Below are 26,227 nucleotides of genomic sequence, written 5' to 3' on the forward strand. Positions count from 1 at the left end.
TTTTTTCATACGACCTTTATAACTAACTTAAATATTTATTGATAAACTCTAACATAATCTATTTCCATTGTATCTTGTGTAAACGCAGCATCTATATCACCACCTAAGGTACCACCCATAGCAATATTTAGAATTAAAAAGAAGTCTGCATTGAACGGTAAATCGGCATTATTGGCTAATGTAGTATAAGGAACATTGTCAATTAAAACAATCACTTTATCGGTAGTCCATTCCAATGAATAGATATGAAAATCTGTGGTAGAAGTATTTTCAGTAGCAGTTTCACCATAAGAGGCATTGGTATTTGTTCCAGAATCTAACCAGTGAAATGTGCCAAGTATGGAATTTTTATCCCCACCTGTTTGCTCCATTATGTCAATTTCTCCACTTGTGGGCCAACCTATGGTTTCAAAATTTGCACCCAACATCCAAATAGCAGGCCAAGTACCGGCAGAAGCAGGTAATTTAGCTCTTACATCTACGCGACCATAAGTGAAATCATACAGACCTTGTGATTTTAATCTTGCAGAGGTATACATATCTCCATCTTTTATGGCGTTAATTTTAAGAAAACCACCCTCAACAATTGCATTTGCAGATTCGTTGGTATAGGTTTGTACTTCATTATTACCCCAGCCACCAGCACCAATATCATACCCCCATTTAGCAGAATCAGGAGCTCCATCTGTATCAAATTCATCTGACCATGATAAATTATTAAATTCAGACACAAATGCTGTTGGTTCTGACCCATCATCAGATGTTAAAACAAACCACCAATCAAATTCTCCATTACCATCAGTAGTTCTTAAAGTCATTTCACTAGCTGATCGAGCAAATATTTCGTATTTATGATTTCCTCCGGTGTAATAGCCCATAAAACCTAGACCGGTTAAGCTGAGTGTTTCTATACCTCCTGGTGCATTTAATGACCATCCTTCTGTATAATCACCATAGGAGTAATTCAAGATATCAGCACCATCAGCAGTTCCATCTCCAGGTCCTCCTATTTCATTTATAAGATTTTCTCGTCCAAAAACAGTCCCGTTAGTAATGTGTGTAAAAGTTCCATCTGCATTAAAAACATATCTATCGTCATACATACCAGTGCCAGCTTTAGTTTCAGCTCCTGCCGAAAACCATTCAGCAAATACACCACCTCCAACAGGTCCCAAACCAAAATGTGCACTTTCAGATTTTATTCTCCAAGTTTTGGAAGTATTACCAACCAACATATCTAATAAATCGGCTGGAGCTTCGTATAAAGCAAGTACTTCTAATTGTACCGTTTTACTCGTTGAATTTCCACCAGTTCCATATGCAATTACGGTTACGGTATACGTTTGTAGACCTGTTATGGCAAAATCATAAGTCATTTCTCCTTGTGGAGCGAGAGTTGTTTCTCCATTATAGACAAAATGGTAAGCTAAAGCATTGTCAGCATTCACTTTGAAATTAACTGTTCCGCTACCATCTCCGTTTGGATTATTGGCATCTGTACCAACAATCTCTGTGGTTATCACAACATTTGAAGGAGCAGTAATATCACCTACATCAGCGGTGTCATCTTGACAACTAGTTACTAATAATAAGCCTAAAAGACCTGTTATAAAATATTTAAATGTCTTCATTTTTTTATTTTTTTAATTATGAAAATATAAGTTATCAATAAATACAGTTGCACTTGCACCACTAGTATCAAAAAGCAATTGTGTAATTGCAGATCTATCAACTGCAAAATTTTCAAGAGGAATAGTTACGCTTACCCAAGTTCCTGTTTTAACAGTAACAAATTTTATATCTTCTGAACTAATTACCGTATTTACTAATTTTAATCCAAGTGTAGTAGCGTCAGGAGTGAAATAATCAAAATGTACATAAGACATTGAAGATAAATCTGTTGGATTACCATAATCTGTCACAATACCTGTGTAATTCAATGATTCATATTTCCAAATAATATTTCCGCCGATATTAACATCTGTTAGTGTCGTTGATTGACCCCAATCTGGGTTTAACTCACTTATACCAACACTCGTATATGAATCACTGAATACAGAAATTACATCACTAGAACCAATGTTGGGTGTTGGAGCTTCTACGGTTGGTTGTGTACTATCTGGTTCAGAATAAAAATATAAATTATCAATATATACTTTTGCACTTCCTCCGTCAGTATCAAATAGAATTTGTGTTACAGCTGATCTGTCAAATGCATAATTTTCAAGAGGAATGGTTACACTTACCCAAGTACCTTTTACAACAGTTTCAACAAATTCTATATCTTCAGTACCAGTGACAGTATTTACTAATTTCAATCCTAATTTTTCAGCATCAGGTGTAAAATAATCAAAATGAACAAAATCACGACCTGATAAATTGGTTGGATTTCCATAGTCAGTAACAATACCTGTATAATTCAAAGATTCATATAACCAAATATCATTTCCACCCACATTAACAGTGGCTATGGTCGTAGTTTGGCCCCAATCGGGGTTTAATTCACTAATACCAATGCTAGTGTAAGAATCGCTAAAGATAGAGGTAACATCACTGGCATTAAAGGTTGGATCTGGAGCTACCACATCTGGTGCAGTTGCTACAACTGGTTGTTTATAAAAGTAAAGGTTGTCTACAAAAATTGTACCACCTCCAGAGGGTATACCATCAAATTTAAATTGAATAATTTCACTTAAATCTACAAGGGGATTCTGATCTGTAAAGAATGCTAATGGAATATCAAATGAAGTCCATTGATCTGCAATCAAGTTCAGATCATAAGCTGTTTCATTTGGTCCTGTACTTATTGGAGATAATTTTGCGATAAAATCACTATCGGCAGTCCAAACATCTATATGAAGGTACTCCATAGCAGAAGCATCCAAAGGAACTGAAGAAAAATCAATACCTTGATAGGTTAATCCACCATATTGAATCATATTATCACCATCAACATTAATTTGAGTAAATGATGTTGATTGTCCCCAATCTGGATAATAATTAATAGGATCTGGATTATCATAAGTATCACTATATATAGAAATAACATCTTCTGGTGATTTAGTTGGGGTAGGTGCCGCAACTAATGGTTGTAAAATCGCAGTAACTACAAATTCTTGTGTAATCTCAGTAGTTTCGATAGCAGCACCCTTTGCAACAACTTTAATTGTATAAGTACCTGGCTCTTGATATACGAAAGAAGCCATTTCACCAATATTAGCTGTTACGGGATCGTCATTACCTTCTTCACCAAAATAAACATCAAACATAGTAGCGAAATCTGCTGTGGCTGTAACATTTAACTGTTTAGAAATAGCTGGATCATTTTCAATGAGTACTTCTAGATTTTCAGGAGCTTTAAATGAAACAACTAAATCTTGAGAAGCTTCCGTTTTTAAACCAGTAATACCTATAGCTTCTATTTTTATAGTAAAAGAACCTTCGGGGTAAATGTGGGTTGTACTACTTCCTTGTTTAACAAGTATAGGTTGAGTTGTACTGTCTCCTAAATAGATATTATACGTAGTGGCCCCATCACCATTAGGTGTAATAGTTACTGTGCCCGTATTATCTTGGGTAATATCATATACTGCTGAAACATTAGTTGGAGCAGTTACTTCGTCTAAATAGTTGAAGTTATCTTCTTCTTCACATCCCGTAAAAGAAACAAAGAAAATTAATAAACCGATTGTATATTTTATTTTTTGCATAAGTTCTAGTATTAATATCCTGGGTTTTGAGACCAGATATTACCGGCCAATTCAATTTCTATAGATGGTATTGGAAAAATTTCATGCTTACCAGCAACAAATCCATCAATTTCTTGTAAAGCTCTGCCCGTTCTAACCAAGTCAAAGAAATGATGTCCTTCACCAACCAATTCCACTCTACGTTCATGATAAATAGCATCTATTAAATTGGTTCCGCTAATGGTTACATCAGCTAAACCTGCACGTGTTCTCACTCTATTTAAATATTCTCTAGCCGTACCATCTCCTAATCCACCACGAGCATAGGCTTCGGCCGACATAAGGAGCACGTCAGCAAAACGAATTGCTCTATAATTATTTGGGTTGGTCAGATTTTGATCTCCAGTATTGGCATCACCTTGACGAGAAATATATTTTCTATTATAATATCCTGTATGTTCAAACCCAGTAACAAAAGTTGATCCATTGGAATCTGACCAAGCATTTATATCTAAAATGGCCGTTTCTAATCTTCCATCACCATCTTCAAATTCGTCAAAAACTTCTTGTGTAGGAACGTTAAAGCTAAAGCCCGACTCAAATATAGGACCATCATAATTACGTATCCCGTTGAAGCCAACAGCTACATTACCTTCACTACACTGTAAACAGCCAAACCCAGCACCTTCTTCATCTGTGTATTGAATTTCGAAAACGGATTCAATATTATTTTCATTATCATTTTCGAATAGCGTACTATAATCACCAACTAAATCATATGGTCCAGCAATTACTTGTTCTAAAATTGTAGCAGCTTCAGAAAATTTATCTTGAAACAAATATACTTTACCCAAAAGGGCTTGAGCAGCTCCTTTAGTAACTCTACCAGCCTGTGTTTGTGTAACAGGTAAATTATCAGCTGCAAATTGTAAATCTGATTCTATCTGGATATAAACTTGAGCTTTTGGTGTTCTATCAAGACTCGTTTCTTCTCCAAATAATATTCTTTTATCAACTGCTAAGGGTACATCACCAAACCATTTTACCAATTCAAAATAATAATAGGCTCTTAAAAATCGAGTTTGTGCTAGAACTTCAGTTTTACCGGAAAAATCAAGATTATCTTGAAATTCCATTATAAAATTTGCTCTATTGACTCCTCCGTACATCCAACCCCAAATATCTCTAAGTTGGGCATTCACTGGTGTATGGATCATATCATCTATTTCTTGAATACCTGGTACATCAGTTGCACTTTCACCACCCGCAAGTGTATTATCAGAAGCTATTTCTCCTAACATTACATTTAGATATGTTGATTGCAAGGGGTCATAAGCGGCAAGTAATGCACGCTCATAATCTTCACTTGAATTAAAAAAGTTCTCAGAATTTTCGCTTTCTGGTTTAACATCAACAAAACTATCACTACACGAAAGTGACACAAGCATCAATACAATAATGCTTATATAGTTTATTATTTCTTTTTTGATTTTCATAATCTTAAAATTTAATATTTATACCAAACAAATAAGTTCTAGGAACAGGATAAAATCCAAAGTCAATACCGCCTCCAATTGGGTCTCCTGATGATGAAGAAGGGTCAAAACCACGATACTCTGTAAATGTGTATAAGTTATTTACTGAAGCATAAATTCTAACGTTGTCTATGCCAGTGGCTTCTTTAAATTTCTCTCCGAAGGTATAACCCAATTGTACATTTTGAATTCTAATATATGAGCCATCTTCTACATAAAAATCTGAGAATAGACTATTAGAGTTTGCACCATTTGTTACCCTATGAAAAGTATTTGTACTACCCTCACCAGTCCATCTATTTAAAAATTGGATTCCTCTGTTGGTTTGGTTCTGCTGTCTTTCATAATTACGAACAATATCATTACCCACCGAAGCGTATGCGTACGCACCAAAGTCAAAATTCTTGTAATTGAACCCAATATTTAATCCCATAGTAACATCTGGTATCGGATCTCCTAAATTCGTTCTGTCATCTGAATCTATAGCTCCATCACCATTTATATCTAGATATTTTAAATCGCCCGGAGATGCATTTGCTTGAGTGGCATGTGCATCGACCTCTGCTTGATTTTGAAAAACACCATTGGTTTGAAGTCCATAAAAATAACCTATAGGAAAACCAACTTCCATTCTTGAAGGGGGCTCTTGACCTACGCCAAATTGTCCGCCAGTTAAAAAGTCTGTGTTACTACTAACGGCTAAAACTTCATTGTTAAGTGTTGTAAAGTTGTAGCTTATGTTAAAATCAAAGTTTTCTGAAAGCTTATCTTTATAGGCTATAGAAAATTCAATTCCTTTATTTTCTACTGTTCCAGCATTAATTGTTGGAGCAGAAGCACCAGGAGCATAAACTCCTAATATTCCAGAAACAGAGGGTACTAATAGTAAATCTTCTGTTTCTCTTTTAAAATAATCTAACGTAATATCAATTTTATTGTTTGCAAATTTGGCATCAACACCAATATCTAATGTTTTTTGTTTTTCCCATTTAATTTCAGGGTTTGATAATGCACTGGCGGCAGCCCCGAATGCTCTTGTTTCATTAAACACATAAACTCCTTCTCCATCTAATAATGAAACATATCTAAAGTCGCCAATTCTATCGTTACCGATTATACCGTAACTAGCTCTAAGTTTTAAGAAATTTACAGTATTACCATTGTCAATTAGTATACCACCTATAGATGCAGATGGAAAATAACCAAATCTATTATTAGGTGCAAACCTCGTTGAACCATCACGTCTTAGAACACCAGAGAATAAGATTCGACCTTTATAGTCGTACTGAACTCTTGTAAAATAAGATAATAACCTTTGATCAAACTTTCTAGGCTTCTCAAATAGAAGATCTTCTACATCTGTAACATTTTCCAGGCTAGCGTTTTCAAAAGAATTATCAGGTATATCAAAACCTTTAAAATTGGAGAAAGTACCTGTGGTTTTAAAAACAGACATACCCAACAATGCCTTTACATTATGATTTTCAGCAATTGTATTTTCATAAGTAATGAAACTATCCCAAGTATAGTCAGTATATGTATTTCTTATTTTTTGGAATTCACTTCTATCTTTATTAAATACTTTACCAGAACCATAGAATGCCTCAGGAGAAAAAATTTCAGTATTTACTAAAGCGTGATTGAATTGATAGCGGGTTTCTACAGTGAAATTTTTAAAAAAATTATAATTTAGCCCAGCAACAAAACTGATTTTATCAGTTTCGTCTCTATCGTATGTGTTTTCAATTTGTGCAAGAGGGTTTATAACTTCGTTTCCAAGGCCTTCTGCTAAGGTATATTCACCATTTGCATCATATACAGTTAACGTAGGGTCCATGTTTAAGGCATTAAATAAAATTGAACCTAATGCATTTTCAGACAATTTATTTTTATTAGCATCTGTGTAAATGGTAGAAAAATTAAATTTAAAATTCTTTAAAAAATCTAAATTATAATTAAAACGGGTAGAAAAACGATTGAAGTTTGACTTATCGCCTCCTACAATACCATCCTGAGTTAAATAATTGGCTCCATAACTATAAGATGAATTTTCACCACCTCCATTTAAGCTGATACTGTAATTAGAAATTGGAGCAGTTTCAAAAACTTCATCCTGCCAATTAGTACCTGACCCTAATTTTGAAATATCTGTAAACCTAGGTGTCATTCCACCAGCAGCAAAAGCTTCATTATTAATGATTGCATACTCAGTTGCATTTAAAACAGGAATCTTTCTTGTTGTTTCTTGAAAACCAAGATAAGAAGAGAATTCCAATTTTGGTGACATACTCCTTCTACCAGTTTTAGTAGTTATCAAAATAACACCATTTGCGGCTCTAACCCCATAAATACCTGCGGTAGCATCTTTTAATACATTGATGCTTTGTATATCTCCAGGGTTTATAGTACTGAGGTCTTCAATTACGTTTCCGTCAACTAAAATAAGAGGTCTGCTATCTCCATTGGTAGAAATACCCCTAATACTAATATTAGCACCACTACCAGGGGAACCAGATTGTGTTGTAATATTAACACCAGGCACTTGACCTTGCAATGCTTGTTCTACACGTGTAGGTTTTAAATTTTCTATAGTTGCGGCACTTACGACTGAAACCGCACCTGTAACTTCTTTTTTACGCTGTGTTCCATAACCCACCACGACAACCTCATCTAATGACTGTGCATCTTCTTGAAGTTGAATTGTTAAAAAGTTGGTTCCAGTTATAGTTACTTCTTGTTCGATAAATCCAATAAATGAGAAAACTAAGATTTCACCAACCTTTCTGTTAGTAATAGTAAAATTTCCATCGAAATCGGTTGTAACTCCGGTGTTAGTATTCTTTACAATTACATTTACACCAGGTAACGGTGAATTGGTAGCTGCCTCAAATACTGATCCTTTTATTTCCAAATCCTGTCCAAAGACGGCGACAGAGAAACATATAAAAATGATTAATGATAAATTTGATTTCATATATATATTATTTGATATTTTAAAATTACGTCATAACATAATGCAATGTAGAAAAAGCACCTCAACAAAAAATATACGGCATTATAGATGGGCGTATATCAATATAGCAAATAATAGGGGTAATTTAAGACACTTTACAGTGATGAATGGTGGTGAAGGATGTATTTGAAGGGTAACTATTAGATGTAAATAAAAAATTTAAAAAATGGTCTTAAAATCACCAAAACAGCTATATGTTGAGGTAATGTTGAGGTTAATTTATGAAATGTTGTAGCTTTTAAACTTCTAAAATGTAGTTTATAAGACCTTTTTCATGTGGAAGATTCATTTTTTTACGTAATCGATATCTTTTTATCTCAACACTTCTTACTGAAATATTAAGTAATGGAGCTATTTCTTTTGATGATAAATTAAGTCTTAAATAGGCACAAAACCTAAGGTCATTTGGTGTTAAATTTGGATGAATATTTTTAATCTTCTTTAGGAAATCTTTATCGGCGTTATTAAAGGCCTTTTCTAAAAACTCCCAATCTTTATTGTTATTAATATTACTATCAATAATTTTTATCACTTTTTTGTTGGCATTATTAGAGTTATCAGTGATTAACTCCTTTTTTATACTATTTAATATTTCATTCTTTTTTATAATACTCATTGTAGAAATTGCTAGCTCTCTATTTTTATGGTCAATATCTTTTTGCAATTGCTCTTTTTCTATATTCATAAATTGCTCTTTTGCCTTTAATTCTTTTAATGCCAAAACACGTTTATTACGTTCTAATAAATGCTGTCTTTGCTTTTTATAATATTTTTTATAATTAACATGAACAACATATCCGATAAGCAATAATATAGTAAAATATGAAATATAGGCTAGTACTGATCGATACCAAGGCTTATTGATTTTAAAAATAAATTGGGCGACATTATTTGATTGTATTTCGCCAACTTTAGCTCTTACTTCAAAAGTGTAATTTCCGTTAGGTAAATTTTGATAGGTGGTTTTATAATTCGTTGACCAATCTGACCAATGAGTTCCCTGACCCAGCAAGCGGGTTTGATAAAGAACAGGAGACATAGCATTATAATAGATTGCAGCATAACTAATCTCAAAACCATTAGAATTGTATTTAAACTCTTGATTGTCGGAAATGGAAAGCTTTTTTAAAAAGTTATTTTGCCTACTATAATTATTGATGCCGTTGATTTCGATTTTAAATTCCTTACGGTTTTCATGATTAACATCCATTAGGGTAAAGCCATTGGATGATCCTATTAAATAATTATTATCTTCAATTTTAGTTAATTTTTGAAACCCTTTCATTGATGAGAAAAGCGTAGTTGGAAATGGCACTTTTCTTAACTCCAAATGATTACTGAGTTGACCTTGTTTTAAGTTTATCAATTCATCTTTACCGAACATCCAAATACCATCGTCTGTAATACTCATTCTGCCAGAAACGAAATCATCACCAATATAACTTGAAACAGAATCATTTCTATTAAATTTCAAGGTCTCAGTGTTGTACTTGAAAAACCCTTCTTTACTCGCGTAATAAATTTGACCTTTATATTTGTTTAGACCTGAACTTTGATAGGACAGAAAATGTTCTATCTTTTTAACGTTGGTGAACTCAGTAAAATCTGAGTTGAACTTAAGTTCAAACACCCCCTTATATTCATGATTCAATATAATCTTATCATTTGAAAATTCGAAGAATTGGCTCGAAAAATCAAACCCTTTAATTTTATGTTGAAATACCCAATTATCATCAACTCGTTTTAGGACATGAATTCCATCGTAATTGCCCTGAAATAATAATTCTGGATGATTTGGCACCTCTCTAAAAAGCCAACTTCCAAGTATATCTGCAATTTTTATTGCTTTCTTTTCTTTTATTATAAAAGTTCCTGAATTGTGACCACAAAACAGGATACCATCATATTCAAACAATGTCCAAACTTGCCCAGATGTATTAGGTATAATTTTGAACTCATCTGCACTTTTATAGCGTTTATAGAACAACCCCTGATTACTTCCTAAATAAATGTATTCGTTATGTTTAATAGCATCATATACGGTACCAATTTGACCTTTACGGTCATAAAAAATTTTTAAGGAAGCATCAATGTTTACATAATTAATTCCGTAATCTGTACCTAACCAAACCGTATTGTTTTTGTCCTGAAAAAGCGAAAGTACTGTGTTATTGGTTAATCCATTTTCTTGTTTTATATGATCTTTAATGTTGCCTTCAGAGTCTACAATCATTAAGCCATTAGAAACAGTTCCAAGAGCTATACTACCATCATTCAATTGAATGGCAGTGTAGATTGTTGTGTTTTTAAAAACAGTATTCAGCGTTATATTAATCGGTTCAATAGCATTTTTAACCATTCTAAAAATACCATTATTGGTTACTAATATTAAGGCATTTGAATAATTGAATAGATTAATTACCGTATTATTCTTAACCAATGTATCAACAACAACTAATTTTTCTACGCCTTCTTGTAATGTATAAATACCCTCTTTGGATACATGAAAATAGACTTGATTATCAAAAACAGATAAGCTGTTTAGTGTCGTGTTAACTGTATGAAATTTATACTTTTTGCTTTTTAGATTGTAAAAATAAATTCGCTTTTTTGTTCTAAACAATATCCAATCTTTATAATGCTCAATCTGCCAAAACACCTCATCTTCCAATATATCATTTTGAATTGCATCACTTAGTTTTGTAAATTCAAGTTCTCCAAATTCATTTTTTTCATAATAACCAAACTCCATATACGAACCTACATATATTCGGTTATCTATTACTTTTACTGAACGCATAGCCGAAGCATTAGGAGTATTATATAACTTCCATGAGGCACCATTATATACCAATAAACCAGCACTATTTGCAATATAAATTATCCCTGATTCATCTTGAGAAATAGACCAGTTTTGATTATCTGCTATATAATTATTGGGCAAAAAAGATTTAAGAGGCGATATTTCTTGTGAGAAAAGCTCTTGGGTAAAAAATAAAAAGAGTATAATTACTATCGGTCTAATCATAGAATCGAATATTAAATATTAACCTTGTTCAAATTCACAACTATGGAATCTTTAAGGTCTCTTTACTCAAGTTGTTTTTTAAGATTTTAATTTTTCTGAATTTCAAATGAGAATTTTCAAAATGTACTTATATAATAATTATCATTTGATAGTCAAACTTGATTCCCTCCTCTTTTTAAAGAGGGATATCTTATTGGCCAGGTAATTATTTATTTTTTACATATTTTTCTAACCATTGGTCTTGTTCCCAAAGCAAATGTAAGATACTTTCTTTTGCTCTATAACCATGACTTTCTTTTGGAAGCATAACTAACCTTACCGTTGCTCCTAAGCCTTTTAAGGCGTTAAAATAACGTTCACTTTGTAGTGGATAAGTTCCAGAATTGTTGTCAGCAATACCATGTGTCATTAATAATGGAGTTTTCATTTTATCAGCGTGCATAAAGGGTGACATCGTGTAATATACTTCTGGGGCCTCCCAATAATTTCGTTCTTCACTTTGAAACCCAAAAGGTGTTAATGTTCTATTGTAAGCACCGCTTCTAGCGATACCTGCTGCAAATAAATTACAATGTGATAATAAATTGGCCACCATAAATGCACCATAACTATGCCCGCCCACAGCAACGCGATTTCTATCTATATAGCCCAAACTATCTACGGCATCAATAGCGGCTTTGGCATTACCTACCAATTGCGTTCTAAAGGTATCATTGGGTTGGTTATCACCTTCACCTACAATAGGAAATGCCGCGTCATCTAGGACTACGTAACCTTTATCTACCCAATAGATTGGAGAGCCCCAATAGGGAGAAATAAACTCATTAGAATTGCTTGTATTTTGAGAAGCACTACTTTTATCTTTATATTCTCTTGGGTACGCCCATAAAATCATTGGCATTTTTTCTTTTTTCTCCATATCATAACCAACAGGAAGATATAATGTGCCAGAAAGATCTAATCCATCTTCACGTTTGTAATTAATAACTTCCTTATGAACATTTTGAATAGCCTTAAACGGGTTCTCAAAAGCAGTCAATTGCGTTAATTTTTCATTTCGCAATTTTTTAAAATAATAATTAGGGTATTCACTTGGCGATTCTATTCGAACCAGTAATTCATTTTTATCCACATCAAAATCATAAATATCTTCTAACTTATCAGTATATGCAGATTGGTAGACCCGTTCTTTTTTCTTTGTTTTTAAATTTAGTTTATCTACGAACGGAAATTGACCTTTGTCAGAATACCCGTCACCAATTAAATACGAATTATTGTTTTTATCTATGGCCACTACAGATCTTCCCATTTCATTTCTTTTGGTAACAAATCGCCCTGGGTTTGCATAGACATCTTGGTAGTTTCTGTCTTCAATAATTTCCGATTGTTGAGAAGCATCAGAAGGATTAAAAATGTAGGTCTTGGTGTTTCTAGTATTCCACCAATAATCAAAGGCAATAGCAACATTGTCATTAGCCCATTGAATACCAGAATAACGATTTATAGTTTTTAAAATACTTTTACCATCTCCTTTAAACGGAGCTTCTAGTTGAAAAACTTCATCTCTAAAATCGACTTTGTTTTCAGGATTCCCTTCGTCTAATGCTTCCGCATAAATCAGAGTTGAAGGTTTGTCAGAACGCCAGCTCATGTTTCTTCTACCTTTTTTAACAGCCATAAAACCTTGTGGCAAGTCTTCCAATAATGGAGACTCTAAGACTTGAGCTATTTCCATACCATTTTTAGCATAAATTTTAGTTATAGAAGGAAAACGTCCATAAGTAACGAGGTATGAAAATGGTTTTTGAATAGTATTTACCATTACATATTTACCATCAGGAGAAAAAGTAATAGATCCATACATATCAGTTTCTAACCATTTCAGTGTATCTCCATTTAAAGAAATTTTATACAATTCTGACAGTGCCAATTGTTCAAAGTTATGTTCATCATTAGGGTTCTTCAATAAATCTTGATAGGTTCTGTTTTGAGCTTTTTTACCATCATTAACAGAAACTGTTGGACCTGTTGGGATCGCTTCACTCGTATTAATCAATTCTTTTCTATCTTCAGAAAGCATTTTTACCAAAATAGATTCACTGTCTTCAAACCAATTAATAACATCTCGCATATTGGCATTGATTTTTGCATCTGTTAATTTTCTAGCAGTTGCAGAAGCAATGTCTATAACCCACAATTCAACCCCTTCCGTTGTGGTTTGTGTAAAGGCAATCTTCATTTGATTAGGGCTCCAAGTAAAATTGGCAATTCTTGGATTTTCAGGTAATCCCGAAACCTGTATTAATTCTGCATTTTTATTACTTAAACTTTTCATTTTAATATTGTTATAGTAGTTGGTTCTACTACCAATATTAGTTTTAGGATTTATACGTAATCCTCCTAAACGCAGTTCATCTTCAGAAAGTTCAGCAATGGTTTTAAAAGCATCTCTGTATAAAAAAACCATAATCGATTTATTAGCATCCATTATAACTGATGGAGCTAAAGGAACATCAACTAAATCTAATATTTCTTTTGAAGGTTTTTGATAGGTAACATTTACTTGAGCATTTACTTTTATTATAAAAAGTAGGAGAAAAGCATAAATAATTGATTTCATAGTTGTCTATAATTATGGAGTGGGTTGCTGTAATTATTCAATCTTCAGCAATTTAGTAAGAAATACCCGGAATTTAAAATAATAAGTATAGCTTTACGAAAAGCTTTTAAACCGTAACCAAAACTGAATAATGAATAAATTAATCTTAATAATTGTATTTTCTTCTGCATTGTTAATACATGGCCAAAAATTGGAGACTGGAAAAACTTTGGAAGAGATTGTATTCACAGATTTATTTAATACCTCTATGACTGATAGTGTTAGTTGTTACCGTATACCTTCTTTAGTTACTGCTCCAAACGGAGACCTAATTGCCGCTATTGACGAGCGTGTACCTTCTTGTGGTGATTTAAAATGGAGTAAGGAAATTAATATCGTTATTAGGCGTAGCTCAGACAACGGCAAAACTTGGTCAGCTATTGAACGTGTAGTCGATTTTCCATATGGAAAATCAGCCTCAGATCCTTCTATGATTGTGGATATTAAAACCAATGAAATTTTTATGTTCTATAATTATATGGATTTGGACAAGGAGTTGAATGTTTATTATTTACATGTTACCAAAAGCTCTGATAATGGGCTAACATGGAGTAAACCTGAAGATATTACCTCCCAAATTGCAAAACCAGAATGGCATAACGATTTTAAATTTATAACCTCAGGGAGAGGTATACAAACTAAAGACGGACGATTACTGCATTGCATGGTTAACTTAGAAAGCGGCATGCACGTTTTTGGAAGCGACGATCATGGTAAGTCATGGTTCTTTGTAGATAGCCCCTTAAAACCAGCTGATGAATCTAAAATTGTGGAATTGGTTGACGGAACATTAATGATTAATGCTCGCGTCAGTAAAGCGGGAATGCGTTATATCCATACTTCTAAAGACAATGGTAAAACGTGGAAAACCGAACCACAACCCGAGTTGATTGACCCAGCCTGTAATGCCAGTATAATTAGATATACTTCCATTGAAGATGGTTATAAAAAAAATAGATTGTTATTTTCAAATGCCAACAGCAAAGACCAAAGAGAAAATCTCACTGTAAAAATTAGTTATGACGAAGGTAAAACCTGGTCAAAAGGGAAAACTGTGTATAGTGGAAGTTCTGCATATTCTTCTTTAACCATTCTTAAAAATGGCGATATCGGTTTGTTTTTTGAAAAGGATAATTATACTGAAAATCCTTTTGTAAGCTTTTCATTGGAATGGTTAACGGATGGAGAGGATAAGTTGGAGAAGAGGTAAGGTCTAAAAAAACCACCATTTACAAACTCGCGAGAACAGGGGGAATAATAAGAACTAATAGAAAAGAGACTAACATATAGCTTAAAGTGATTTTCCAGTTCATTTTACGCACTTCATCTGAGAAATCTTCATATTTATTTATAATGTCCTTATACCAACTCTTATAATAAATGATTGCTAAATTTAAAATTAATAAAAGAATAAATATAAAAACAAACAAAAGTTTTCCTAACTTTTCGTACACATTATAATCCAATATTTTTTTAATAAAACTAAAAATGACCAAAATATTGAAACCTTCTATAGTCGCAAAAACCATCGCTGCAATTCCAACTGCAGTTGATTTATCATTTTTTCTTATTGATCTATATACATAATAATATATAAAAGAGTAAACTTTTTTAATCATTATTAATTTTATTCCTAGCTCCAGTAAGTTTTACTAGTATAAACTAATGCCTTTTCTTCTTATCCTTATACAATTCAATATATTGATTATCCAACGTTTCAGAATCTTTATATTTTTCTCGAGTTTCTTTTAACTTTTGTTTCATTTCAGCAATTTCATCAGCATAGTTTTTATCATTGATGAGGTTATGCATTTCTTGCGGATCTTTTTTACGGTCGTAAAATTCCCATGTATCTATATCATGGTAAAAATGTATGATTTTAAATTCTTTTGTAGCAATACCATAGTGGCGTTTTACAGCGTGCTCTGCAGGGTATTCATAATAATGATAATACACAGCATCTCTGTCCCATTTTTCTTTTTGACCTTTTAAAAGAGGTACTAAGCTTTCACCTTGCATATCATCTGGTGCATTAACACCAGCTATTTCAAGAAAAGTTTGAGCAAAGTCAAGGTTTTGTACCATTTCATCTTCTGTGGTACCCGCTGTAATTTTGTTTGGCCATTTTATCAATAAAGGAGTTTTAAAAGACTCGTCATACATAAAGCGTTTATCAAACCAACCATGTTCACCAAGATAGAAACCTTGGTCTGATGTATAAATAATCACTGTATTATCTGATAATTTTTCTTCATCTAAATAATCTAACATTCTACCCACATTATCATCAACTGAAGCAATAGTGCCTAAATAATCTTGTAAATAACGTTGGTATTTCCATTCCATTAGTTGTTTATCGTCCATCGTAGGGTATCGCTTTTCGAAATCGGCAATAATAGGATTGTAAACACTATCCCAACGACTACGTTGTTCAGGAGTCATACGTTTTGTTTCAGACCTTCCCATTCCATCAAAAATGTTTAATTTTTTTAGAACTTCCTGATCAATTTTGTTATCATAAGCTAAATGCATATGCTTTAAAATATTCATTTCAGCAGTTTTTGCAGCCACTCTACCTTCATAATTATCGAATAAAGTTTCTGGTAACGGAAATGTTTTTTTGGTATATTCTTTATAGTATTTTTCAGCGGGGTACCAAGCTCTATGTGGTGCTTTGTGTAAATACATTAATAAAAAAGGTTTTTCAGTATCTCTTCTGTTTTTTAACCAATCAAGAGCTAAGTCCGTGGTAATGTCGGTTACATAACCATTTATCGTGGTATCCCCTTTTTGAGTTATAAACTTTGGGTTATAATAATTTCCTTGTCCTGGTAAGATTTTAAATTCATCAAAACCTTTCGGATTGTTACCAAAATGTAATTTACCAAACATGGCCGTTTGGTAACCCGCATTTTGCAACAATTGCGGAAAGGTAACATTTGTGGTGTCAAAGGCACTCAAATTATCAATCTTTCCATTTAAATGGCTGTGTTTTCCTGTTAATATAACTGCCCTTGAAGGTGCACAGATAGAGTTGGTAACACTAGCATTATTAAAAAGCATACCCTCATTGGCAAGCCTATCAATATTTGGGGTTTTTATTAACTTATCAGAATAGGCACTTATCGCTTGATAGGCATGATCGTCTGACATAATAAAAACAATATTGGGTTTTTTATTTTCTGTCGTTGGTGTTTTGTCGTTTTTTTGTTCAGTTTTACATGATGTCATAAATAACAAAATGCTTGTTAATACTGCAAACTTGAATGTGCTGATTGGGTTGATGGTCATTTTAATAAAGATTATTGCTTATTGGGTAAAGTTAAACTTATTAATTCTTTTTTTGCTAAAGTTGCTTTTTTATAATAAAAGAGAAAATAACTTTTACTAAAATTTAGGCTGAGGGCATCTTTTAGTCTTTTATTAAAAATGAAAGTTAGGTATTATTGAAAATTCAATAAAAAAGAGTATATATCACTAAAAATAATTTGTTTATTAAATTTTTAATAATAGATTTGTCTTTTCAAACAGAGAAAATGAATTTATTTAACACTTGGCAAGCTTATTTCTACTTCTTTTATTTTTATAAGATGGAGCGAGGCTTTGTTGGTGTTTTAGAACAATAATTTATAAACACAATCATATATAAGCCTCGTTAATTCGAGGCTTTTTTTATGAATTGATTTAAACTTTTAAGGATAGATTAAGTTTTAACCAATTCAATTGTAAATTTTTAAACATGAATATTGCTATTCAAGGTATTTTAGGCTCATTTCACCACATCGTGGCTCATCAGTATTTTGGTGAAGATGTTAATTTAACAGAGTGCTTGTCTTTTGATGTAATGCCTCAACTAATGAATTCAAATAAAGTAGACGGAGCTGTTATGGCCATTGAAAATACGTTAGCAGGTTCTATTTTATCAAATTATGCTTTGATTGATGAATTCGATTTAAGAATTCATGGTGAAGTACATTTGCCTATTCATCATAATTTAATGGCATTGGAAGGGCAGTCGTTATCAGACATAAAAGAAGTATGGTCGCACCCAATGGCAATATTACAATGTAGAAAATACTTTAGAGATTATCCAAATATTAAATTGGTTGAAGAAAGTGATACGGCTGAGGTTGCAAAACAAATACAAGATAAAAAGTTGATGGGTATTGCTGCTATTGCGAGTAATATGGCTGCTGAAATATATAATTTGAATATCATTGAAAGTGAAATACAGACAAGGAAGCAAAACTATACCCGCTTTTTTATATTAAAGAAAAGCAATGGTAATATTCATACAACAAACGAAGTTAATAAAGCATCGTTACGCTTTGTAACTCACCATCATACAGGAAGTTTGTCTGAGGTATTGCGTATTTTTGCTAGCTTTAATATGAATTTGTCCAAAATACAATCGTTACCAATTATTGATAACCCCTGGAATTATTCCTTTTTTGCAGATGTTGTTTTTGATGATTATCAACAATTTCAGAAGGCAATTATTGAAGTTAAAAATAAAGTGAGTGATTTAAAAGTAATAGGAGAATACAAACAAAGTAAACGTAAGCATGACAGCTAAAGCCAACAGATTAAATAGCGTAAAGGAGTACTATTTTTCTCGTAAATTAAGGGAAGTTCGTCAGCTTAAGGCAGCTGGCAAACCTATAATTAATATTGGTATTGGAAGTCCTGATTTGGATCCGCCAATTACTGTAAGTAGAGCAATGCAGAACGCGTTGGAACAAAATAATATTCACGGATACCAAAGTTATCAAGGGTTACCAGAATTCAGAGCTGCCATTTCTAATTTCTATAATAAATATTACGATGTTGATATAAACCCAGAGAATGAAATTTTACCTTTAATGGGTTCCAAAGAGGGCATAATGCACATTTCAATGGCATTTTTAAATGTAGGTGATGAGGTTTTAATTCCAAATCCTGGTTATCCAACATATACTTCAGTTACTAATTTATTAGAAGCTCAACCTGTGTATTACGATTTGGTGGATGAAAACAATTGGTTACCTGATTTAGAAACCTTAGAAAAATCTGATTTATCTAAAGTTAAGTTAATGTGGGTAAATTATCCTCATATGCCAACGGGTAAAAAGCCAACAAAAGAGTTGTTTAAAAACCTGATTGCCTTTGCTAAAAAGCATGATATTATTTTAATAAATGACAATCCATATAGTTTTATCTTAAATGATAATCCGCTTAGTATTCTAAATATAGATGGAGCAAAAGAGGTGGCGTTAGAGCTAAATTCACTCAGTAAAACTTTTAATATGGCAGGTTGGCGTGTAGGTATGTTATTGGGTTCTGCTGAGCATATGAATACGGTTTTACAGGTAAAAAGTAATATGGATTCAGGAATGTTTTATGGCATTCAACAGGGAGCAATTGCAGCCCTACAATCGGATAATAGTTGGTTTAATAACCTAAATATTATTTATGAAAAACGTAGAAATATCGCTTGGAAGATTGCCGATGCGTTAGGTTGTACATATGACAAGGATGCCTCTGGTTTGTTTGTTTGGGCAAAATTACCAATTGGATTAACGGCAGAGCAAACAGCAGATGATTTATTATATACCTATGATGTGTTTTTAGCTCCAGGTACTATTTTTGGAACTAATGGAGAAGGGTATATAAGACTTTCGTTATGTGTTACAGAAGAAGTTTTAAGCGAAGTATTAAGTCGAATATTGAGAGCTAATTAAATGGAAAAAGTAGTTGTTATCGGTTTAGGGTTAATAGGAGGTTCAATGGCAATTGACCTTAAGAAAAATGGTAATTATCATATTATTGGAATTGATAGAAATATAAATCACACTAGTAAAGCATTGGAATTAGGTATAATTGATGAAATTGGAGCTGATTCAATTTTAACTGAAGCAGATGTTGTAATTGTTGCTGTTCCTGCCGATGCTATACCGCCAGTTACAAAATCGGTTTTAGATCAAATTAATGAAAACACATTGGTTTTTGATGTTGGGTCAGTAAAAGGGCAAGTATGTAATCAGGTAAAAGAACATCCCAATAGAAAGAATTATGTTGCGGCTCACCCAATTGCCGGTACTGAGTTTTCAGGTCCAGAAGCAGCATTTAGTGGTTTGTTTACCAATAAGATTAATATAATTTGTGAAAAAAAGTTATCAGATAAAAAAATATTAGAAAAAGCATTACAAATTTTTGATAAATTAGAAATGCGTACCACTTTTATGAAAGCTGATGAGCATGACAAACACATTGCTTATGTTTCGCATTTATCCCATATAAGTTCATTTATGTTGGGTAAAACGGTACTAGAAATCGAGCCAAATGAGCACAATATTTTTAATATGGCAGGGAGTGGATTTAGATCAACGGTGCGTTTGGCAAAAAGTTCACCCGCAATGTGGACGCCCATTTTTTTGCAAAACAAAGAGAACGTTTTAAAATCATTAACCGAGTATATTAAAAACTTAGAAACCTTTAAAAATAAGATTGAAGAGGGGTCAAATGAAGAGGTTTTTAATATTATGGAGAATACAAATAGAATTAAAAACATACTAGATGGTATTGTTAAGTAATTAAGCATCTAGTAATCAATAAGTAAAAAATAATTAATAATAAATATAATACGCAGTAGTATTTAATCGCAAACAGAAGAAATTATGGAATCAGTAGACTTTTCAACATGGTTAAAGAAGATGGAGTTAAACCATCCTTTAGTAATTGCCGGCCCATGTAGTGCAGAAACGGAAGAGCAAGTTTTAAAAATAGCTCATCAACTAAAAGAAACGGATGCTACTGTTTTTAGAGCAGGTATTTGGAAACCAAGAACACGTCCTGGGAATTTTGAAGGCAATGGTGTAAAGGCATTACCATGGATGGCCAAAGTAAAGGAAGAAACAGGAATGTTAACTACCGTTGAGGTGGCTAATGCAGAGCATGCTAAGTTAGCTTTAGAATTTGATATTGATATCATTTGGATTGGTGCAAGAACAACTGTAAATCCTTTTGCTGTACAAGAAATTGCAGATGCATTGGCAGGTACTGATAAAATAGTGTTGGTAAAAAATCCTATAAATCCTGATTTAGAATTGTGGATTGGTGCTATTGAGCGTTTACATACTATGGGAATTAAAAATTTAGGAGCTATTCATAGAGGTTTTTCTTCTTTTAAAAAGACGAAATATAGAAATACTCCACAATGGCAAATTCCTATTGCATTAAAACAAAGATTTCCAACATTGCCAATAATTAATGATCCTTCTCACATTTGTGGTGAGCGTGAAGGTATATTTGATGTATGTCAGACTTCTTTAGATTTAAAATTTGAAGGCTTAATGATAGAAACGCATTTTGACCCTGATAATGCTTGGAGTGATGCTAAACAACAAATTACACCAGCTAGATTAAATGAAATTACTGAAGAGCTTAAAGTTCGTAAAGGGAGAGTAGAAGAAAAAGATTCTTTAGATAAATTAAATAATTTGAGAGCTCAAATCAATGTGTTAGACAAACAATTAATTGATTTATTAGCCGATAGAATGGATGTTGTTGAAAACATTGGTAAGGTGAAAAAAGAAAGTAACGTTGCTATTTTACAACGTAGCCGATGGTCAGAAGTAATGCAAGGAATGGTTAATGAAGGTAAACTAAATGGGCTTAGTGAAGATTTTATAGAAAAAATATTCAAATCTATCCATCAAGAGTCTATTGAACATCAAGAGAAAATTGTAAATAGTTAGTATTCAATTTTTGAAATATAATTAAAGATTAAGTCCTACATGGTTTTCAAAACTATGTGGGATTTTTTTATATTCGAGGGGTTATTTTTAGTATTTTTATTCGAAATTTATGGACTCTAAATCATCACATATATTAGTTATTCGTCTCTCTGCAATGGGCGATGTGGCGATGGTCGTTCCCATTATTAGAGCTTTAGTAGAACAACACCGAACAATTAAAATAACAATGGTTTCTAGGGCTTTTCTCAAACCTTTGTTTGATGATATTCCTAATGTGCACTTTTACGCAGCAGATGTAAAAGGAACACATAAGGGTCTTATGGGTTTGTATAAATTGAGCAAAGAATTGAAACCATTGCAATTCAATGCAATTGCCGATTTACATAATGTGCTGCGATCAAAAATTTTACGATTTTTTCTTTTTGGGATAAAAACGGCGATAATTGATAAGGGTAGAGCAGAAAAAAAAGCATTAGTACGTATTGAGAATAAGATATTTAAACAGCTAAAAACCTCGCAGCAACGTTACGCAGATGTATTTAGAAAGTTAGGATATGAATTTGATTTAACAAACCCTGTTTTTCCTGAAAAATCAATATTATCAGAAAAAATAAATGATTTGGTTGGATTAGACCATAAAAAATGGATTGGTATTGCTCCTTTTGCACAACATCAAGGTAAAATGTATCCACTAGATTTAATAGAAAAGGTAATTGATAAGCTATCGGCATCCAACAATTATAAAATTATGCTTTTTGGTGGTGGAGCACACGAAATAAAAGCTTTAATCGCTTTAGAAAAAAGATTCGAAAACACCATTTCCGTCGCTGGAAAGTTAAAATTTAAAGAGGAATTAGCTCTAATTTCAAATTTAGATGGTATGCTTAGTATGGATTCTGCTAACGGACATTTATCAGCTATGCAAGGGGTTAAAACCTTAACTATTTGGGGTGTTACACATCCATTTGCCGGGTTTGTCCCTTTTAATCAACCTCAAAACCATCAAATTTTACCAAATTTAGAGCAATATCCCAACCTACCATGCTCTATTTATGGCAATAAAATTTGTGAAGGCTATGAAGATGTAATGCGTAGTATCAATCCGCAAATGGTGGTCGATAAAATTGTAGCCATCATTTAATAGGTTTTGTAAAGTTTTATGGAATAATAGTTGATAATCTAATCACATGGTAAAAAAAGTTACAAGCATTATTTTATTAATTGTACTTTCTTCATGCAAAAAGGAAAGAGTGTCTCAATATTCGTATAGTATTGCAACTGCACCAACAATAAAACAAAATCATATAAATCCTGACGGAAATACCTTAAAAACTAGATTTTATCCTCCAAAAGGCTATAAAAGAGATTCACTTCAAAAAAAAACATTTGGTTATTTTTTACAAAACTATCCTTTAAAAGAGCATGGTAAGCAAGTTCAGCTTTTTAATGGTAATTTAAAGAACCGTCAAGACGTGCATGCGGCTATTTTTGATATCAGTGTTGGTAAACGTGATTTGCAACAATGTGCAGATGCAACAATGCGTTTGCGAGCCGATTATCTCTATCAACAAAAAATATATGATAGCATTCATTTTAATTTCACCAATGGTTTTAACGCGGAGTATAGTAAATGGCGTAACGGACAACGTATTTCTGTAAATGGGAATAAGGTAAGTTGGTATAATGGAAGTTCAAAGAGCGACTCAAGAACGAGTTTTGATAAATACTTAACTATGGTTTTTAGTTATGCCGGAACGTTGTCATTAGAGAAGGAAATGAAAAAAATTAATGTTGAAGAAATACAAATAGGCGATGTTTTTATTCAAGGTGGTAGTCCAGGTCATGCTGTAATTGTGGTAGATGTTGCTAAAAACAAAGAAGGTAAAAAGCTGTTTTTACTGGCTCAGAGTTATATGCCTGCACAAGAAATACATGTTTTAAAGAACTTTAAGAATACGAACATTTCACCTTGGTATGATGCTGAAAATTTGCAATATTTATATACTCCAGAGTGGAATTTCACTAAAAATAATTTAAGAAGATTCAATTAAACACTGCTCTTATTGAATTATTTTGATAATTTATTTTACTTCAGGCAACTATTTTTAATTTCAATGCGTCTATATAAATAGAAAACAAAACAATTGAAAATTATACCATTTTATAATAACGAAAAGCAATTGATTAAAAAGGCTGCTGCTGAAAACAGGCAAGCACAGCAGGCGTTGTGCGAAAAACATGCACCAAAAATGTTAAGTGTTTGTAGACAGTATATTAATGATTTGCATTTTGCAGAAGATGTTATGGTTGATGGGTTTGTAAAAGTTTTTAAGCATTTAAGTTCGTTTAAACACGAAGGAAGTTTTGAAGGTTGGATACGGAAAATTATGGTAAGGGAATCTATTTCACACCTTAGAAAACAGCAATTTGTGGTTTATGACGACGATATTATTGAAAGAAATAAGGATGTTGACACGTATACTTCTGAACTAGACGTTGCACATATTCAGTTGTTAATAGATGCGTTGCCAACAGGCTATAAAGCAGTATTTATATTAAATACAGTTGAAGGTTACAAACATCAAGAAATTGCCGAAATGCTAGGTATTACAGAAAGCACATCCAAATCGCAATTGTTTAAAGCACGAAAAATGCTTCAAGAAAAATTAAAGCAGCAGAAAATTATAGGTTATGGCACCAAATAAATTTGAACAACATATAAAAGAGGAGCTAAATAGGCGAGAAATTGAACCATCTGATAATGCATGGAATAAAATTTCTAATAAGTTAGAACCAGCTCAAAAAGAAAAGAAAACTCGCTATATATGGTTAGGTATTGCGGCAAGTTTTACAGGATTACTCATTATTTCTACAATATATTTCAATTATGATACAACTGATAGTAATGATAGTGATACTGTGGTTGAGACTAATAAAAAAAATCTTGAAATTATAGAAAAGGATTCAAATTCATTAGCAAAAGAAATTGAAGAAAATGAAATTGCAAATACAGAGGTTGTAACGCCAACTAATACTAAAGAAGTTAATAAAAAAGAAAAAGTTGAGAGGTTAGAAAAAGAAATTAAAAAACCAATAATAAATGAAGGTAATGCGATTGCCATAGTTCAACCACAACAGAAAGTTAAAAATGACAAAGTTGTGTTTAGTCAAGAAGAAATAATACAACAAAAAATTGCTGAAGTAGCAGCTAAGGTTGATAAACTTGAACAAAATGAGAACATCTTAACAGATATGGAGGTTGATTCTTTAATACTACAAGCCCAAAAGGAAATACTTCAAAATAAAATATTTCGCCAAGACGGTTCTGTTGATGCCATGGCATTACTGAACGAAGTGGAAGGAGAGTTAGAGAAACCTTTAAAAGACAAGCTTTTCGACTTGCTTAAAAAAGGAATATTAGAAACAAAAAATGCCCTTGCCGATTCAAATTAATATTTAAAAAAAATTAACAAAATGAACAAAAGTATCTATGTAATAGGTTTGCTAATGTTATTTAGCACCCTAAATTTAACCGCACAAGAGAAAAGTATACCAATGATTAAGAGCTTAAAGTTCCAAAAGAATTATGTAGCTACTCAAGAAAAAGAAGCTCTGAAAAAGGAAGTTGAAAGTATAAATAAGCGATTGGAAAATAAACAAATAACAGAAAGTGAAGCTCAAAGGTTAAAAGAAGCAGCAGCAAAAAAACGAGCCTTAAATATCGAAAACAGAAATGCTATAATTGATAATAAAATTGCTTTGCTAGAAAGAAATGATGGTGAAATGATGCTAATCAGTGAAAAAGATTCATTAGGAGCTTCTAGAATTGTAGTAGGAATGGGACACAAAGATTTAGATAACGACTATATTTTTGGAGTAAAAGTTCAAGATAATCGGCCTAAAAAAGTAAAATATGACAACAGAACCACTTCGGCATTAATTTTGGCTATGGGTTTAAATAATGCGTTGATAGACAATGAGTCCTTAGATGACTCTCCATATAAAGTAGGAGGGAGTCGCTTTTTTGAATTAGGATGGGAGTGGCAAACACGTGTTTTTAAAAACTCGAATTTCTTAAGATTTAATTACGGACTTTCGTTTCAGTTTAATGGCTTAAAACCTAAAGATAATCAATATTTTGTAAGTAACGATGGTCAAACAGAATTACAAGAGTTTAATTATGATTTAAAAAAATCGAAATTCCGTATGGATAATTTGGTTTTTCCCGTTCATTTTGAATTTGGTCCGTCAAAGGTTAAAAAAACAGAGCAAAGTATCAGATATTCCACATATAAAAAGTTCAAATTTGGAATTGGTGGCTATGGTGGTTTTAACTTAGGTACACGTCAAAAATTAAAATATGAAATAGATGGTGATAAGGTTAAAGACAAAATTAAGAGAGATTATAACACTCCAAATTTTATATACGGATTAAGTACTTATGCTGGTTTTGGAGATACTACAATCTATTTAAAGTATGACTTAAATCCAATTTTTAAAGATGCACTAGTGGAACAACATAATATTTCATTAGGACTTCGTTTTCATTTATAGAATTAATTTGAAA

General features: G+C 32.5%; 18 protein-coding genes. 10 read left to right on the forward strand and 8 right to left on the reverse strand.

Annotated elements, in window-relative coordinates; all coding sequences use genetic code 11:
• Positions 1-35 precede the first annotated feature (35 nt).
• The 6 genes from FF125_RS00315 to FF125_RS00340 form a co-directional block, all read right to left on the reverse strand.
• Positions 36-1,631: a glycoside hydrolase family 16 protein gene (locus FF125_RS00315; RefSeq protein WP_138947910.1), complete on the reverse strand. Its 1,596-nt coding sequence runs from the start codon at positions 1,629-1,631 to the stop codon at positions 36-38.
• Between the two features lie 12 nt (positions 1,632-1,643).
• Complete coding sequence (locus FF125_RS00320) at positions 1,644-3,710, reverse strand: hypothetical protein (protein WP_138947911.1); 2,067 nt, start codon at positions 3,708-3,710, stop codon at positions 1,644-1,646.
• Positions 3,711-3,721: 11 nt separating this feature from the next.
• On the reverse strand, positions 3,722-5,185 hold the full coding sequence (locus FF125_RS00325) for a RagB/SusD family nutrient uptake outer membrane protein (protein ID WP_138947912.1): 1,464 nt from the start codon (positions 5,183-5,185) through the stop codon (positions 3,722-3,724).
• 4 nt (positions 5,186-5,189) lie between these two features.
• Positions 5,190-8,198, reverse strand: a complete 3,009-nt coding sequence (locus FF125_RS00330) for a SusC/RagA family TonB-linked outer membrane protein (protein ID WP_138947913.1) — start codon at positions 8,196-8,198, stop codon at positions 5,190-5,192.
• A gap of 277 nt (positions 8,199-8,475) precedes the next feature.
• Positions 8,476-11,265, reverse strand: coding sequence for a helix-turn-helix and ligand-binding sensor domain-containing protein (locus FF125_RS00335; RefSeq protein WP_138947914.1), 2,790 nt, complete (start codon positions 11,263-11,265; stop codon positions 8,476-8,478).
• A gap of 205 nt (positions 11,266-11,470) precedes the next feature.
• Positions 11,471-13,885 carry an alpha/beta hydrolase family protein gene (locus tag FF125_RS00340; RefSeq protein WP_138947915.1) on the reverse strand — a complete coding sequence of 805 codons (2,415 nt, stop codon included), beginning with the start codon at positions 13,883-13,885 and terminating at the stop codon, positions 11,471-11,473.
• Between the two features lie 130 nt (positions 13,886-14,015).
• Between FF125_RS00340 and FF125_RS00345 the strand changes: the two genes are divergently transcribed.
• On the forward strand, positions 14,016-15,134 hold the full coding sequence (locus FF125_RS00345) for a sialidase family protein (protein ID WP_138947916.1): 1,119 nt from the start codon (positions 14,016-14,018) through the stop codon (positions 15,132-15,134).
• Positions 15,135-15,153: 19 nt separating this feature from the next.
• Here FF125_RS00345 and FF125_RS00350 read toward each other — a convergent pair whose 3' ends face one another.
• Both FF125_RS00350 and FF125_RS00355 read right to left on the reverse strand, forming a co-directional pair.
• Positions 15,154-15,543: a hypothetical protein gene (locus FF125_RS00350; RefSeq protein ID WP_138947917.1), complete on the reverse strand. Its 390-nt coding sequence runs from the start codon at positions 15,541-15,543 to the stop codon at positions 15,154-15,156.
• 43 nt (positions 15,544-15,586) lie between these two features.
• Entirely contained in the window at positions 15,587-17,155 is a 1,569-nt protein-coding gene (locus FF125_RS00355) for a sulfatase family protein (protein WP_138947918.1), read from the reverse strand.
• Between the two features lie 508 nt (positions 17,156-17,663).
• On the opposite strand from FF125_RS00355, the gene FF125_RS00360 reads away from it, so the two are divergent.
• The 9 genes from FF125_RS00360 (at position 17,664) to FF125_RS00400 (ending at position 26,214) form a co-directional block, all read left to right on the forward strand.
• A complete protein-coding gene (locus FF125_RS00360) occupies positions 17,664-18,500 on the forward strand; it encodes a prephenate dehydratase (RefSeq protein ID WP_138947919.1) in 837 nt (278 codons plus the stop codon).
• On the forward strand, positions 18,490-19,644 hold the full coding sequence (locus tag FF125_RS00365; RefSeq protein WP_138947920.1) for a pyridoxal phosphate-dependent aminotransferase: 1,155 nt from the start codon (positions 18,490-18,492) through the stop codon (positions 19,642-19,644). The genes FF125_RS00360 and FF125_RS00365 overlap by 11 nt, the downstream gene beginning before the upstream one ends.
• Positions 19,645-20,496, forward strand: a complete 852-nt coding sequence (locus tag FF125_RS00370) for a prephenate dehydrogenase (protein ID WP_138947921.1) — start codon at positions 19,645-19,647, stop codon at positions 20,494-20,496. It abuts the gene before it with no gap.
• Positions 20,497-20,580: 84 nt separating this feature from the next.
• Positions 20,581-21,660, forward strand: a complete 1,080-nt coding sequence (locus FF125_RS00375) for a bifunctional 3-deoxy-7-phosphoheptulonate synthase/chorismate mutase type II (protein ID WP_138947922.1) — start codon at positions 20,581-20,583, stop codon at positions 21,658-21,660.
• A gap of 109 nt (positions 21,661-21,769) precedes the next feature.
• Positions 21,770-22,801 (forward strand): glycosyltransferase family 9 protein, encoded by a 1,032-nt coding sequence (locus FF125_RS00380; protein ID WP_250629652.1) that lies wholly within the window; start codon positions 21,770-21,772, stop codon positions 22,799-22,801.
• Between the two features lie 46 nt (positions 22,802-22,847).
• Positions 22,848-23,711, forward strand: coding sequence for a DUF4846 domain-containing protein (locus tag FF125_RS00385; protein ID WP_138947923.1), 864 nt, complete (start codon positions 22,848-22,850; stop codon positions 23,709-23,711).
• Positions 23,712-23,804: 93 nt separating this feature from the next.
• Positions 23,805-24,365 carry an RNA polymerase sigma factor gene (locus FF125_RS00390; RefSeq protein WP_138947924.1) on the forward strand — a complete coding sequence of 187 codons (561 nt, stop codon included), beginning with the start codon at positions 23,805-23,807 and terminating at the stop codon, positions 24,363-24,365.
• On the forward strand, positions 24,352-25,113 hold the full coding sequence (locus FF125_RS00395; RefSeq protein ID WP_138947925.1) for a hypothetical protein: 762 nt from the start codon (positions 24,352-24,354) through the stop codon (positions 25,111-25,113). The genes FF125_RS00390 and FF125_RS00395 overlap by 14 nt, the downstream gene beginning before the upstream one ends.
• Positions 25,114-25,134: 21 nt before the next feature.
• A complete protein-coding gene (locus tag FF125_RS00400) occupies positions 25,135-26,214 on the forward strand; it encodes a porin family protein (RefSeq protein WP_138947926.1) in 1,080 nt (359 codons plus the stop codon).
• The last annotated feature ends 13 nt before the right edge of the window (positions 26,215-26,227 follow it).

This window comes from Aureibaculum algae (assembly GCF_006065315.1).
Lineage (GTDB): Bacteria > Bacteroidota > Bacteroidia > Flavobacteriales > Flavobacteriaceae > Aureibaculum > Aureibaculum algae.